The following is a 14,952-nucleotide window of genomic DNA, read 5'->3' as shown; positions in this document are numbered from 1 at the left end:
GTTCCACCTTTTTCAAAACATAATCGGTTTATTATATCATATTTTTTAAGTTAAAATATGATATATCTTCAAGTTATTGCGTTTATTTATGTCTGAATTTCTTTAATATCGCCATGCCATTATGTCATTTTTAATTTAAATTTATGTAAAAGTAAAAAAGCATCCTCATAATATGAGAATGCTTTAAAACAACAATTATTCGTTGCTTGATTTGAATCCGAATTTTTTGTTGAAACGTTCCACACGACCATCCGCAGCAGCGAATTTTTGACGTCCTGTATAGAATGGGTGTGAATCAGATGAAATGTCTAAACGAATAACTGGGTATTCATTACCATCTTCCCATGTCATAGTTTCTGATGAAGATTTAGTTGAACCACTTAAGAATTTAAAATCCGTAGTAGTATCTAAAAAGATAACCTTATGATATTCAGGATGAATATTTTGTCTCATTACTTTTCAGCTCCTTTGCCCTGAACCATCTGGCACAGAGTTTTTTGTGAGTTTTTACCCAATACTTGATAATTATAATGGCTTTAAATATAAAACGCAACCCCAAATCAAATATTGCTTAGATATATACCGAATTATTTCAGATTAAATAATTGGTTTACCTGTTTTAGTGCTTTCTTTAGCAGCTTTTTGTAACTGTTCAAAGAATTCTTTGTTGTTATATGTACGTTTCAATTTGCGCACAAATCTTTCTGTAAAATCTGTAGAATCCGTGAACATATTACGCAATTGCCACAATGACTCAAGCTCTTTTGGATCTATTAGCAATTCTTCTTTACGAGTGGAACTACGACCGATATCGATTGCTGGGAATACACGACGTTCAGCTAACTTACGATCTAGATGTAATTCCATATTTCCTGTCCCTTTAAATTCCTCATAAATCATATCATCCATACGAGACCCAGTATCTACTAGAGCAGTAGCTAAAATTGTCATGCTACCCCCCGCTTCAATATTTCTGGCAGCCCCGAAGAAAGCTTTAGGTTTGTGTAAGGATGCAGGGTCTAAACCACCAGATAATGTTCGACCACTAGGTGGAATCACAAGATTATAAGCACGAGCCAACCTAGTAATTGAATCCATCAAAATGATGACGTCTTTACCAATTTCTACTAGACGTTTTGCACGTTCTAATAATAATTCCGCAACTTTCACGTGATGTTGTGGCGGTTCGTCAAATGTAGAGTGCACTACTTCTGCAGATTCAACTGATCTTTCTAAATCTGTAACCTCTTCAGGTCTTTCTCCAACAAGCAACACAAATAACTCTGCATCTGGTTTATTTATCGCAATTGCATTTGCAATTTCCTTAAGCAATGATGTTTTACCAGCCTTTGGTGGGGCAACAATTAAGCCACGTTGTCCTAAACCGATTGGTGTTACTAAATCCATAATACGCGTTGAAAAGTTTTGTTTTGTTGTCTCTAATAGAATGCGCTCTTCAGGATATAATGGTGTCAAAGCTTGGAAATGCGGACGCTTTTTAACTTCTTCTGCATTCTCACCATTTACGAAATCAACTTGTAATAAACCATAGTATTTTTCATTATCTTTCGGCTTTCTCACTTTGCCAGTCACTTTGTCTCCACGTTTAATTTCAAAACGACGAATTTGACTAGCAGAAATATAGATATCTTTTTCACCTTTAGAATAATTAACTGTTCTTAGGAAACCATAACCATCTTGTTGGATATCATCTAAAATACCCTCCATATAATAATTACCATCTTTTTCCATTTGTGCTTCCATAATAGCTAGAACAAGTTCTTTTTTATTCAATTTACTATAATTTGTTAGTTTTAGAGATTTTGCTTTTTGAGTGAGATCTTTTGTAGTGTAATTTTTGTACAATTCGTGGAACGATTCATACTGAGGTGATGTCCGTACTTTTTCAGGCATTATCTTGCACCCATTTCATAAATAAGTTTTTAAATAACGTAGTAACTACGCTACTTACTTTTATAACTATAGCAAATTTCCTTTTTAATTACAAAACGTATTTCAATTTCTAAAAATCAGAAAAAAGATGAAGCATAAATGTATGCCCCATCTTCTAATAATTAAACTATTAAAATTTATTATTTATAGTAACCTGCAATAGATTTAACTTCTAGGAATTCTTCAATACCATAGTCTCCCCATTCACGGCCAATACCTGATTGTTTATAGCCACCGAATGGTAAATCTGGTTTGCGTCCTGCTTCATTAATTTCAACTGTACCTGCTTCTAATGAACGCGCTACTTTGTGCAACGTGTCTTGGTCCTCACCATATACATATGCTGCTAAACCGTATTCTGTATCATTTGCAATTTTAATAGCTTCATCTACATCATTATAAGTGATAATAGACATCACAGGTCCAAATATTTCTTCTCTAGCGATTACCATATCATTATCTACATTGTTAAAGATTGTTGGGCGTGCAAAATATCCTTTTTCCAGACCTTCTGGCTTACCTGGTCCACCGTAAAATAATTCTGCACCTTCTTCAATACCTTTATCAATGTATGATTGAACTTGGTCAAATTGTTTTTTACTAATGATAGGTCCTACCTCAGTGCCTTCTGCACGTGGGTCTCCTACTTTAACCTGGCTAAACTTCTCTTTTACAGCTGTTAAGAAATCTTCTTTTATGCTTTCAGGTACGAGTGTTCTAGTACCTGCTGTACATACTTGACCAGTATTTGTCACAACTTTACCAGTTGCTGCACTTGCTGCTTCATCTATATCTACATCATCTAGGATAATGTATGGTGATTTACCGCCTAGTTCAAGTGATACTTTTTTGAAATCATCTGCAGCTTTTTTCATAATGCTTGAACCTGTTGGACCAGAACCAGTAAATGACATCATTCTAACTTTAGGATGTTCACTTAAAGGATTTCCTACGCCTTGACCATCACCATTGACTAAGTTAAATACACCTTTTGGCACACCTACTTTATCAAAAATTTCAGCTAAAATAATTGCTGCAAACGGAGTCTCTTCTGATGGTTTTAAAACAACTGGACTTCCTGCTGCAAATGCCGCTGATAATTTAAGTGATGTTTGGTTTGTAGGGAAGTTCCAAGGTGTGATTAAACCAGCTACACCAATGGCTTCTTTGACAACTAAGTCATCACCGCGGCGCTCCTCAAATTCAAAATTATCTAATGCATCACGTGCTGCCTCAAAGTGATCTAACCCCATTTGATAATGGACATTTTCCGATACGTCTAATGGCGCACCTAGTTCATCCGTAATAGCTTCTACAAGATCTTCTTTTCTATTTTTATACTCTTGAACAATTTTATCTAATAGTTCTTTTCTTTCTTGAACAGAACTGTGTCTAAATTCAAAATATACATTTTCTGCTGCATCCACTGCTTTATCAACATCTTCTTTGTTACCTTTCGCGATTGTACCCGCTACTTCTTCTGTTGCAGGATTGATAACTTCTATTGTTTCTCCACTTGCACTTTCAATCCATTCACCGTTGATATATTGTTTAGTGAAATTTCTCATTATATATTCACTCCTTAAGTTATGTTGATAATTATATTCTAACCGATATTTTGTATTTTTAAACATAACTGCTCACAGCTACTAATACATAAAAAAAGAGCCTAAAACATCATATTGACGTCTCAGACTCGATTGTACAAGGTATTGAGTTACTTGTTTTCAAGTTCAATATACTCTTGTGCCCATTCTTCCATTGGTACTAACGCTGCCGCTAAAGCATCACCTTTATCTGTAAGCTGATACAAAATATTCATTGGGCTTGTAGATACTACATTTTTCTCTACTAGTCCCCATTCCGTAAGGTCAGTTAATTTTATACTAAGTGCACGTGGTGTTATCGTCTTCAAATCACGCTTCATATCTGAAAAGTGCGCAGATTTTTCCGTACATCTAGATAAATAATTAATAATAAGACCGTTCCAGCTTCTACCTACGATTTTAAAGGTTTCTTCTAGATAAGGGCAAACCTCCATGGCTATCACCTCATTATCGATTTTATTCTAAAACACATATCACTAAATACACAACTTTTTACTTAGTATATTTAGTATACCACATTTTTTAAACTTCTTCAGTCCAAATATCTGCACCAAGTGATTTTAGAGTTTTTACGATGTTCGTGTAACCACGATATATATGTTTCACATTATAAATAGTTGTAACACCTTCTGCTAACAATCCAGCTACAATAAGACAAGCACCAGCACGTAAATCACTAGCGTAAACATCAGCACCAGTTAATTTCGATGGTTTTATAGTTGCTGTACCATTGTCTGCAGAAATATTCGCACCCATATTTTTCAGTTCATCTACATGCTTAAAACGAGCTGGATATATCGTTTCAGTAACAAACGACACACCATCAGCCATAAATAATAAAGGTGTTATGGGTTGTTGTAAGTCAGTGGCAAAACCAGGATATACTAATGTTTTAATATCCACACTTGAATAAGGTGTGCTACGTCTAATAAGTACGCTGTCATCCTCAACTTGGATGTCTACACCTAATTCTTTCAGTTTAACTGTAAGTGGTTCTACATGCGTTGGGATAATATTATTAATTCTGATATTCTCACCGCAAGCAGCTGCAATACACATATATGTACCTGCTTCAATTCTATCGGGAATCACTGGATGATGTGAACCATGTAATCGTTCTACCCCATTAATTTTGATTGTACTTGTACCTGCACCTTTAATATCAGCTCCAAGGCTCATTAAGAAATTAGCCACATCAACCACTTCTGGTTCTTTCGCAGCATTTTCAATAACTGTATGTCCTTCAGCACGTACTGCTGCCAACATGATATTAATCGTAGCACCTACACTTACGATGTCTAAAAATATATTTGCGCCGACCAATCTATCTGCTTCAATCTTCATAGACGTACTACTTGATTCATCAACTTTTGCACCTAATGCTTTAAATCCTTTAATATGTTGATCAATCGGTCTTGGCCCTAAAGGACATCCGCCAGGTAAACCAATGACACATTTTTTGAATCTCCCTAACATTGCTCCCATCATATAATAAGAAGCACGTAATGATTCTACTTTATTATTTGGTAATGGTGCATTTTCAATGTTTTCAGGATCAACATGTAATGTCATACCTTCTAATTCTGTCTCAATGTTTAAATCTCCAAGTAAACTTACTAAAGTTTCTACATCAGAGATTTCTGGAAGGCCTTCAATTGTTACTTTATCTTCAGCCAAAATCGCTGCTGGTATAATTGCTACTGCACTATTTTTAGCACCGTGGTTATTCACTTCACCTTTAAGTGTTTGCCCACCTCTAATTTTAATCACTTCTTGAGCCATTCGCTTGTTCTCCTTTGCCTTTCAATCGATATTCTATTCCAATATATCATTTGCATTATAAATTAAATGATTACAGTTTGCAAAGCACAACAGTTTCATAAAATCTATTTCAAATTTAATTAAGTGCTGCATAATGCATATAATTTTTTACTATAATTTCTAATTCCCAATATTTTGCAATTTAAATCATTTTTTTAAGATTTATTTATAAAAATTATGTGAAACACTGTCATTCTATTTATCAGCTTGCAAAGCCTAACAAATTATAACATAAAAAAAGGGACGAAACAGAAATCAAAAATTCAATTTTGATTTCTTATTCTCGCCCCAGAAAACGACTAGATATCTAAAAGCTTGTTTAAAGCTTATTTAGTAATTAGACAATTGCAGTACTTATGATAGAGCCACTTCGTCGTAGCTCAAATTGTAATTATAACCTAGTCAACTTTTGCTATATAATAGTTAAATTATTTAGCTTTATTAGATGTACCAAACTCTTTAATTTTACCAATAACTGTAGCTTTAATTGCTTCACGAGCTGGTCCTAAGTATTTACGAGGATCATAAACTTCTTTGTCGTTATCTAACGCTTCACGAACAGCTTTAGCAGAAGCAATTTGGTTTTCAGTGTTTACATTGATTTTAGCTGTACCAAAAGGAATTGCTTTTTGGATGTCTTTAGTTGGGATACCTGTACCACCATGTAATACTAATGGTAAACCAGTAGAAGCACCAATTTCTTCCATTTCTTTGAATCCTAATTTAGGTTCACCTTTATAAGGTCCGTGTACTGAACCTAAGGCTGGAGCTAATGTATCGATACCTGTTTTTTCAACAAGTTCTTGACACTCTTTAGGGTCTGCATAGATAACGCCTTCAGCAACAACATCATCTTCTTGTCCGCCAACAGTTCCTAATTCTGCTTCAACTGAAACGCCGTGCTCATGTGCATATTCAACAACTTTTGAAGTAATTTCAACGTTATCTTCAAATGAACCATGAGAAGCATCGATCATTACTGAAGTAAAACCAGCATCAATTGCTTCTTTACATTTTTCAAAGCTTGAACCGTGGTCTAAGTGAATTGCTACAGGAATAGTAATTTCTTTGTCGTGCATTAATCCTTCAACCATTTTAACAACAGTGTAGAAACCACCCATGTAACGAGCAGCACCTTCAGATACACCTAGGATTACTGGAGCGTTCTCTTCTTGAGAAGCTTCTAAAATCGCTTGTGTAAATTCTAAGTTATTTAAGTTGTATTGACCAACCGCGTAACCATTTTCTTTTGCGTCTATTAACATTTCTTTCATTGAAACTAAAGGCATGAAAGTTCCTCCTTGGTGCTTTAAGCACATATTTTTACAATCTAATTATATCAAAGTCATATCACTTTTGCATTCTTCTATATAATTGTAAGCGTTTTTATTTCACATTTTTTATTTGAAAAGTGAAAATCTTATAATTTATACCATTTTTTATATAAATACAGCAATTTGAAATTTATATTTTAATACAAGTATAAAAAAACGCGATATTTAGAAATTAGCTAAACACTATATTTCTGATATCGCGTTAAATCTATATATTATTTACTTTGTTGATGTTTTAATGATGCTTCAATAAATGCTTTGAAAATTTGTTGAGGACGGTTAGGTCTTGATAAAAATTCTGGATGGAATTGACAAGCAATAAAGAAGTCATTTTCAGGAATCTCTACCATTTCAATTAAACGACCATCTGGGCTTGTACCAGAGAATACCATGCCGTTCGCTTCAAGTTGTTCTCTATAATCGTTATTAAATTCATAACGATGACGATGTCTTTCTTCAATATTCGTTTCGTTGTAAATATCATGAGCTAACGTACCTTCTTGAATATGACAAGGGTATAATCCTAAACGTAAAGTCCCACCTAAATCTTCGATATCTTTTTGTTCAGGTAATAAGTCGATAATTGGGTGTGGTGTACTAGGATCTAACTCAGCAGAATGTGCACCATCAAGGCCAATTACATTTCTAGCAAACTCAACAGTGGCAAGTTGCATACCTAAACAAATACCAAAGTATGGTACATTATTTTCACGTGCATATTTAATCGCAGATATTTTCCCTTCACTTGCACGGAAACCAAATCCACCTGGTACTAAGATGCCATCTACATCAGCTAGAACTTCTGAGACGTTTTCATCTGTTACTTCGCTAGAATCAATCCATCTTACTTCAATATCTTTTTTCAATGGATATCCAGCGTGTTTTAGTGATTCAACAACTGAAAGATAAGCATCTTGTAAACTTACATACTTTCCTACCAAACCTATTGTTATTTTTCCATCTAAACTATTTACAGTATCTAATAAATATTGCCATTCATCTAGTTGAGTTTCATACTTCGCGTTCAATTCTAAACGTTTTATCACAATGTCATCCATGTCTTGGTTACTTAGTTGTAATGGAATTTCATATAGTGAGTCAGCATCACGGCATTCAATAACACTTGCTTTATCAATATCGCAGAATAAGGCAATTTTATCTTTTAGATCTTGTGTCAGTTCATATTCTGTTCTGACTACAATTAAGTCCGGTTGTATACCAAGTCCACGTAATTCTTTCACACTATGTTGTGTTGGTTTTGTTTTCATTTCACCAGCAGCTTTAATATAAGGAAGTAACGTACAATGTACATACATTACATTTTCACGGCCTAAATCACTACGAATTTGTCTAATTGCTTCGATAAACGGTAATGATTCAATATCACCAGTTGTACCACCGATTTCAGTGATAACAACATCTGCATTTGTACTTTCCCCTGCTAAAAGTAAACGTTCTTTTATTTCATTCGTAATATGTGGGATAACTTGTACAGTACCACCTAAATAATCACCACGACGCTCTTTTTTCAATACATGTGAATAGACTTTACCTGCAGTTACATTTGAATATTTATTTAAATTTATATCAATAAATCTTTCATAATGTCCTAAGTCTAGGTCTGTTTCTGCACCATCATCCGTTACAAATACCTCGCCATGTTGATACGGGCTCATCGTACCTGGATCTACGTTTAAATAAGGATCAAATTTTTGGATAGTTACTTTTAATCCTCTATCTTTTAATAATCTACCTAAAGATGCTGCTGTGATACCTTTACCCAATGAAGAAACAACTCCACCAGTTACAAAAATAAATTTTGTCATGTTCTGCCTCCTATTATTAAAACAGTAATTTCCTTCAATACCTATGATTGACAAACACATTTCCAATTCAGTGGTTAATTAATTTGTGAGATAGCTTTTACATAGCAAATTATTTATACATACGAATTGCCTTTACAAACAATCACCTAAATTAAAAATATTATAAAGCTTATATAGTAATTTAAATAAAAAAATCGCTCCCTCTCACATGGTTGTAAGGGGGAGCGTATATTATTTATACACGTCGTCCTATTTAAAGGAGCCCGAATAAAATTTTATCATGTTCTTGGAAAAAGTCAATTAAATCTCGAAGAATTATTCTTCAAAATCCTCTTCATCTTCTTCAAATTCTTCGTCTTCTTCTTCATCTTCTTCATCATCAAAATCTTCGTCGTCTTCATCGATAGCGATATCTGATTCATTAAGATCTTCATCTACATCGTCTTCTTCTGGATCTTCTGGATCATTTAATGTTTCTTGGTCATCCGTTACTGCTGGAATATCATCATCGTCTTCGGTTTCATCTTCACCAAGTAATTTTAAGTTTTTGTCTTCTTCCGCATCGTCATCTAGGATGTCGAATTTTTGAATTGTTGGAGCGATTTTTTCTTCAATGTCAGCAACTGAATACCAATCACGTAAGCCCCAAATGTTTTCTCCAACGTTTAAGAAACGTCCGTCTGTGTTTAAATCCGTATAGAATTGAACAATTCTATCTTCAATTTCTTCATCTTCATAGTGGCCTAGTGCTTTAAATTCATCAATGATATCGTATAAATTCATCGTATCATTTTTTTCGTTTAATAATGTGTAAGCCATATCGATAAATGATTTCTCATCAACCATTTCTTTTGTATAATCTTGAATTCTCATTATTTATTCTTCCTTTCAAAGGCATTTATCCAAATCAGTACTAAGTTTATCATAAGTAATAATAACAAATGTAAATTATAAATGACAATGCTTGATTTCGCAATCGCATTTAATAATTTATATATTTTTCAAAAACAATAAAGTCATCAGCCGCCTCAATTTCAACAAAATTACTATTTATACATAATGGTTTTAATTCATTATTCTCTCCATAAAGTGTAATTGTCAAAAGTGCTACATCACTAAAATGCTTTCTGACATATGTTGCTAATTGTCTCAAGGCACTTTCTGCTATACCATGGTGTCTTTTATCCTTATTTACTTCAATCTTAGAAATATTCATTCGGCCATCATGTCTCTCTATAGCTATAAAGCCCACTTTTTGGCCATCTTTTATTAAATCTATGATGTGTATATTAAAGGGTTGTTCATCTGTATTTGGCTTTAACTTTAAAGATGAGACATGCTTAGAATCCAAATCTAAATAATATAATCGCTCTTTACCAATTGGCCCTTCTTCTTTCGTTGCAGCATGCATAAAACCTGCACGTTCATATACATTCCATGCACCTTTATTCTCTGCATCAACCACAAGATATAAATGGTTAAAATTCGGAAATAAATCTTGTACATATTGTGGCAAATACATCATCATCTTTGTGCCGTAGCCATAACCTTGGTAATCTTCATTTACAGATAAAGACCTAACATAAATAACTTGGCTCGGTGTATCATATCCTTCATGCTGATAATATTGATGTAGCACGAAAAAACCAACAACATCTCCTGCTTCATTTAGTGCAATATTGGCAATCCTATCCTCATCATTTATTGCATCATCTAACACGTCTTTCGGTAAAGAAGAATAGATTTGTTGACGCTCATTTAAATTAAAATCATAAAGTGCCTGTCTATACTTCTCTTCAAACTCTTGTACTATAATGTTTTCAAAATTTTGCTTAATCACCATTTTAATATCCCCTATTTAAAACGTAGTAGTAATTATTAATACCACTATTGCACATAAAATAATCTATAAATCTAGAATTAATTTAAAAAGCTATTCATTGCGCTATTACTAATTAGTATTTTAACCATCGAAATATCTATTGAAAAATTAAAATATTTGCATGTGTCTTTTGCATGTCTACTTTTATAATATAATGCTTACTTCAAGTGAAGAAATTGGTACTCTCGCAAATTCATAGTTGATTTTCTTAAATTTTATTATACTATTAGTTAAAATGGAAATTTTTTAGGAGGAATTTTAGATGAAAATTGGCATCGATGCTGGTGGGACGCTTATTAAAATTGTTCAAGATTATGCCGGTAAACGTGAATATAATACAAGATTAACAACGGAAATCGATGATGTCATAAAATGGTTGAACCAACAAGACTGTGAAAGTATTAGTTTGACAGGCGGTCAAGCTGCACTCATAAATGATAAATTAAATTTTGATGCACGCATATTTGTTGAATTTGATGCTGCTGCTAAAGGGTTGGAGATACTACTTGAAGAACAAGGACACTTTTTAGATGACTACATTTTCACAAATGTAGGTACTGGTACTTCTATTCATTTTTCTGATGGAAACAGTCAACAACGCGTCGGAGGCGTTGGCACAGGTGGCGGTATGATACAAGGCCTGGGTTACTTATTGACTGGAATCAAAGACTATAAAAATTTAACTGATACTGCTCAAAATGGTAATAGGGATATCATTGACTTGAAAGTAAAACACATTTACAAAGATAGTGAACCACCAATCTCTGGTGATTTAACGGCAGCAAACTTTGGTAATGTCTTACATAATTTAGATACTAACTTTACAGAAGCAGATAAATTGGCCTCTGTTATAGGTGTCGTCGGTGAAGTTATTACTACAATGTCTATTACTGTAGCGAGAGAGCATAACACAGAAAACGTCGCATATATCGGTTCATCATTTCATAATAATGAATTATTAAAAGAGGTCGTTAAAGACTATACAGTATTAAGAGGCTTTAAACCGTATTATATCGAACACGGTGCCTTCTCAGGTGCTCTAGGCGCTATTCATTTATAAGCTTAATTTCATTTAAGTTAATTACAACCTATAAAGTTAAAAGGGCCCCGAGACATATATTCATGTCTTAGAGCCCTTTTATTTTTAAAAAGGAAGTTGATCTAATACTTTTTGTGCAGGTACTACACTACCTAAAACGCCTGGTTTCAAATCGATTGCAACTGCGTTATCATCATCACGTAAGTTATCTAACCATTCAGCGAATAATTCGCCTTCTACTTCTATAATGTCACACTCTTCAAAATCTTCATCTCTTACCTTCTCAGCTCTATTTTTGATACTCCATACAGGCATGATGTTAGGTCTTTGATGTGATTCATCACTGATCATAAGGAATTGCTTAACGTTTTTATTTGTCAAACCGAACACTGCGTCTTCTTTTGCAACATCCTTAACAAATTCTTTCAAACGAATATTATCTAAATCAGACATTAATTCATCCGTAGCTTCTGCGATTGGTATCAGTTCACCATCTTTCTCAGAAGTAGGGTTCATCAATACTTGTTCGTTATCGCTAAAGACATTATCAATTTCATAAGTTACAAAACGATCGATATCTATCTTTTTAATTTTATCGTAATCAATTTTTTGCTTTTTCAAGTAAGCTTCGGCAGTCTCTTTATCAGTCCAAGTACATACGACGTTATTTTCATCTACTTCTTGTCTGATTAATTCCTTTGCTTCCGTTGCTACATAAAACACTTCATTAATTAATATTTCTTTAAAAAATGAACTTTCTTTATAAGACATCAAAACACCTTCAATCCATTCATAATAATTTACCTATATTAAGAATATAAAGGACTGCATGGCTCTAGTCAATCGCCGATAATAAACGAGACGTTATACAATAGACGTTCATGATAGAAATGTGACAACAAACAACTGCTACTGCAATGGCACATTAAGCTTACACTTATAGATACCTTAGCTCGTTACAATCACCGATAAAATTAAATGTATTTATCATTCAATATGCTATAAGTTATATTACCCTTTTTTCAGTTCTTCCAAAAACTGTCGCTCTATTGATTCAATGAATGCTTTACTTTCTCCATGCCAAATACAACCAAATCTTGATTTAACAACTTCATCCTTATACCAGTCACCATCATAATAAGATAACGGGAACAATACGCCTTTATTTACATATTTCTCAATTATCTTGAAAAAATATTCATTGTCGCAATTGTCTGGCGCTATATAACTAAAGAATTTATGATATTTACCTTGCAATATAGGTTCTAGTAATAGCATACTCGTTGAACCGTTTTGTCTAAAATTTAAATCTATGGCAAATACTTCACCATGCTTATCTAACAACAAATCGAATCCAGCGATACCAAAATAGCCTTCCGCTACACCTATTTCCATTATCTCTCTACCAGCTTGAATCACTGATTGTGGCACATCATGCGTATTTTGATTACCTTTGTAAGAACCATAATCATCTGTAATTTGGTCAGATGTACCAATATATTGAATACCTGTGCCTTTAGAATATGCAAATTGCACGCAATAATTCGTAACTACCTCTACTTTTTGTTCTATAATCATTGTGTCTGTTTCGCTTTTAGCTTGATCAATTCGTGTTTTAGCTTGGTCTAAATCTTTTTCATTATTACAAATCATCACACCATATCCACCTGCTGTCGGTAAGTCGTCGCCTGGTTTTAATACAAATGGAAATTCCCAAAAAGAAACTGCGTGTTGAAAATCATCAATTGCTACAACTTCTCTTTTAGGTAAATATTTATAATTAGTCCACTCTGGGATACGCGCTTTATTATTTAAAGCCATAAAAACATCTTTATTTAATGCATAATAAGCTTTGTTCACAATATCTTCACCATGAATATATTGGAAGTATATTTTTTTATTGTCATTTAATGCTAAATCTTGAATCACTTGTTCATAACTTCTTCGATTATTAAATTGAATAATATTTGTAGGCATAGCTTTACCTACAGCTTCAAACAAAATTTTCACTTTATTTGTAACACATGCCTCATGTACTATTACAGGCATTTGGTTAGCAATGATGAGCTCTCTACCAGTTAGAAAATTAGATTGATGTTCTTCAGGTTCTAACCAAGGATTCGAAACATATGATGGGCGTGAAGTATAGACAATACTAGAATCATATAGATCACTAAGTGTTAATTGAGGATGCAGAGAGCTTGGATTAGTCATTTTTTATGCTCCTTTATATATCGGTGTTGCTCAATAATTTCATCAAACAACGATTTATTAGTGATTAATTCTAAACCCATTAAGGCAAGAATCTTCGTGCCTCTAATTAAGGCATTATCACCTTGTGTACTTGCTGCAGCTTCACGAAATCTATGCGTGTGGCCAACTAAATTACGAGACCCTATTTTAATATGAGGATGTATTGTAGGCACAATATGACTTACGTTCCCCGTATCTGTTGAACCATACCCAAAATCATCGTCTATAACAGCTTCTCCCATTTCAGTTGCATATTTTGCAAACAAATCGTCTAGCTTAGAAGATTTTATAAATTCATTTACACCGTTTTGTATTGGTCCAAATTCATAATCGCATCCAGTTTGAATGGCTGCACCTTTTGCAATTTGTCCTACTCGTTCTGTTAATATATCTAATTCTTGACGCGAAGTTGCTCTTGTATAAAAACGCGCATGTGTATAGTCCGGGATAATATTAGCCGCCTTACCGCCGTCTAATATAACACCATGTACACGTTGTCCATTTTTAATATGTTGTCTTAATTGTGCTACACCATTAAAATAAGAAATCATTGCGTCTAATGCATTTCTTGCTTCATCAGCATTTTCAGAAGCATGTGTACTTTTACCATAAAATTTAATATCTAAAACATCTACCGCCAATGTATTAATCGTTCTATAAGTTTCATTACCTGGATGCACCATTAACGCAATATCTAATTCGTCAATGACACCTTCTTTAACGTAAGTTGCTTTAGCGCTCCCGTTTTCCCCACCTTCTTCAGCTGGGCATCCAAGTACAATAACCTTTCCTCCGACTTTATTTATAAGTTGTTTCAATGCAATACCCGCAAAAGTACTTGCCGTTCCAATAATATTGTGACCACAAGCATGACCTAAACCTGGTAATGCATCATATTCCGCTAAAAACCCTATCGTAGGACCCGGTAACCCTGATTCATATCTAGCTATAAAACCAGTAGCATGACCAGCGATATCCGTTTCAACTTCAAAATCATTGCTGTCTAACATTTCAATTAATGATCTAGATGCAAAAATTTCTTCATTTCCTAATTCTGGTCTTTGATGTATTTGATGGCTCATTTCCAAAAATTTATATTTATCATTTTCTATGTAATCTAAAATAATTTGTTTGTTTTCCATAGTATAAATACGCCCTCCTAATATTGCCTTTGTAACGATTGACGCTAAAGTGAAACGCAATAAGTAATTTATTTAATAACACAATTTATAATTCA

At 33.6% G+C, this 14,952-nt stretch carries 13 protein-coding genes; 1 reads left to right on the top strand and 12 read right to left on the bottom strand.

The window, feature by feature from the left end; genetic code table 11:
• Positions 1–195: 195 nt before the first annotated feature.
• The 9 genes from D9V42_RS11740 to D9V42_RS11700 all read right to left on the bottom strand — a co-directional run bounded on the left by D9V42_RS11740 (position 196) and on the right by D9V42_RS11700 (position 10,384).
• Positions 196–453 (bottom strand): type B 50S ribosomal protein L31, encoded by a 258-nt coding sequence (locus D9V42_RS11740; protein ID WP_017722078.1) that lies wholly within the window; start codon positions 451–453, stop codon positions 196–198.
• A 144-nt stretch (positions 454–597) separates the two neighbouring features.
• Complete coding sequence (gene rho / locus D9V42_RS11735; RefSeq protein WP_122065091.1) at positions 598–1,914, bottom strand: transcription termination factor Rho; 1,317 nt, start codon at positions 1,912–1,914, stop codon at positions 598–600.
• 179 nt (positions 1,915–2,093) lie between these two features.
• Positions 2,094–3,521, bottom strand: a complete 1,428-nt coding sequence (locus tag D9V42_RS11730) for an aldehyde dehydrogenase family protein (protein ID WP_107555603.1) — start codon at positions 3,519–3,521, stop codon at positions 2,094–2,096.
• Between the two features lie 149 nt (positions 3,522–3,670).
• Positions 3,671–3,994 (bottom strand): winged helix-turn-helix transcriptional regulator, encoded by a 324-nt coding sequence (locus D9V42_RS11725; protein WP_029377995.1) that lies wholly within the window; start codon positions 3,992–3,994, stop codon positions 3,671–3,673.
• Positions 3,995–4,082: 88 nt separating this feature from the next.
• Positions 4,083–5,342 (bottom strand): UDP-N-acetylglucosamine 1-carboxyvinyltransferase, encoded by a 1,260-nt coding sequence (locus tag D9V42_RS11720; protein WP_107555602.1) that lies wholly within the window; start codon positions 5,340–5,342, stop codon positions 4,083–4,085.
• A gap of 467 nt (positions 5,343–5,809) precedes the next feature.
• Entirely contained in the window at positions 5,810–6,670 is an 861-nt protein-coding gene (fdaB, locus tag D9V42_RS11715) for a class IIb fructose-bisphosphate aldolase FdaB (RefSeq protein ID WP_017722073.1), read from the bottom strand.
• Between the two features lie 260 nt (positions 6,671–6,930).
• The gene (locus D9V42_RS11710; RefSeq protein WP_107555691.1) at positions 6,931–8,541 is read right to left on the bottom strand and encodes a CTP synthase; all 1,611 of its coding nucleotides are present in this window, start codon (positions 8,539–8,541) and stop codon (positions 6,931–6,933) included.
• Positions 8,542–8,856: 315 nt separating this feature from the next.
• Positions 8,857–9,414, bottom strand: coding sequence for a DNA-directed RNA polymerase subunit delta (rpoE, locus tag D9V42_RS11705; RefSeq protein WP_122065089.1), 558 nt, complete (start codon positions 9,412–9,414; stop codon positions 8,857–8,859).
• Positions 9,415–9,523: 109 nt separating this feature from the next.
• Positions 9,524–10,384, bottom strand: coding sequence for a GNAT family N-acetyltransferase (locus tag D9V42_RS11700; RefSeq protein ID WP_107555693.1), 861 nt, complete (start codon positions 10,382–10,384; stop codon positions 9,524–9,526).
• 301 nt (positions 10,385–10,685) lie between these two features.
• On the opposite strand from D9V42_RS11700, the gene coaW reads away from it, so the two are divergent.
• Positions 10,686–11,483: a type II pantothenate kinase gene (gene coaW / locus D9V42_RS11695; protein ID WP_107531909.1), complete on the top strand. Its 798-nt coding sequence runs from the start codon at positions 10,686–10,688 to the stop codon at positions 11,481–11,483.
• Positions 11,484–11,567: 84 nt separating this feature from the next.
• Here coaW and D9V42_RS11690 read toward each other — a convergent pair whose 3' ends face one another.
• From D9V42_RS11690 to D9V42_RS11680, 3 genes are all read right to left on the bottom strand, one after another.
• Complete coding sequence (locus D9V42_RS11690) at positions 11,568–12,233, bottom strand: DUF2750 domain-containing protein (RefSeq protein WP_107555694.1); 666 nt, start codon at positions 12,231–12,233, stop codon at positions 11,568–11,570.
• 240 nt (positions 12,234–12,473) lie between these two features.
• Positions 12,474–13,676: an L-aspartate--L-methionine ligase LdmS gene (ldmS, locus tag D9V42_RS11685; protein WP_107555695.1), complete on the bottom strand. Its 1,203-nt coding sequence runs from the start codon at positions 13,674–13,676 to the stop codon at positions 12,474–12,476.
• Positions 13,673–14,857: a M20 family metallopeptidase gene (locus D9V42_RS11680; RefSeq protein WP_122065087.1), complete on the bottom strand. Its 1,185-nt coding sequence runs from the start codon at positions 14,855–14,857 to the stop codon at positions 13,673–13,675. The genes ldmS and D9V42_RS11680 overlap by 4 nt, the downstream gene beginning before the upstream one ends.
• Positions 14,858–14,952 lie beyond the last annotated feature (95 nt).

It is taken from the genome of Staphylococcus pseudoxylosus (assembly GCF_003697915.1).
GTDB lineage: Bacteria > Bacillota > Bacilli > Staphylococcales > Staphylococcaceae > Staphylococcus > Staphylococcus pseudoxylosus.
This window is presented reverse-complemented; position numbering and strand designations above follow the sequence as displayed.